This window comes from Vibrio sp. 1978, from assembly GCF_033344345.1.
This window is the reverse complement of record NZ_JAWPOP010000515.1, coordinates 1-674: the sequence shown is the minus strand read 5'-3', so window position 1 is coordinate 674 and position 674 is coordinate 1. Positions and strand designations below refer to the sequence as shown.

At 50.4% G+C, this 674-nt stretch carries 1 pseudogene; it reads left to right on the top strand.

What is annotated here, in order from left to right:
• Positions 1-654, top strand: a pseudogene (locus tag R8N49_RS27565) (heme lyase CcmF/NrfE family subunit); the annotation flags it as partial.
• Positions 655-674 lie beyond the last annotated feature (20 nt).

The window sequence follows — 674 nt, the reverse complement described above, 5'->3', positions numbered from 1 at the left end:
CTACGTACGTTACCGTTCTTCCCTGTTGATGGTCGAGATTTGAACCCGCTTCTGCAAGACCCAGGGCTGATTGTACATCCACCGATGCTGTACATGGGTTACGTCGGTTTCTCTGTTGCGTTTTCGTTCGCGATTGCCTCTCTAATGACAGGTCGTCTTGATACAGCATGGGCGCGCTGGTCTCGTCCTTGGACAACGGCGGCTTGGGTATTCCTAACTCTGGGTATCGCACTAGGTTCTTGGTGGGCTTATTACGAACTTGGCTGGGGCGGCTGGTGGTTCTGGGATCCAGTAGAAAACGCATCCTTTATGCCTTGGCTAGCAGGCACTGCACTCATGCACTCGCTAGCAGTAACGGAAAAACGCGGTACATTTAAAGCTTGGACAGTATTGCTAGCGATCTCTGCATTCTCGTTGAGTTTGTTAGGTACTTTTTTAGTTCGTTCGGGCATTTTGGTGTCAGTACACGCGTTCGCGTCCGATCCTTCTCGCGGTATGTTTATCCTGGGTTTCCTTGTCTTCGTTATCGGTGGCTCTTTACTGCTATTCGCGGTGAAAGGTGCGGCGGTACGTGTTCGTGGTAACTTTGATTTAGTGTCGCGCGAAAACGCACTTCTGGCCAATAACGTCTTGCTGATGGCTGCACTTGTAGTTTTCTGAGTGGGTACGTTGTT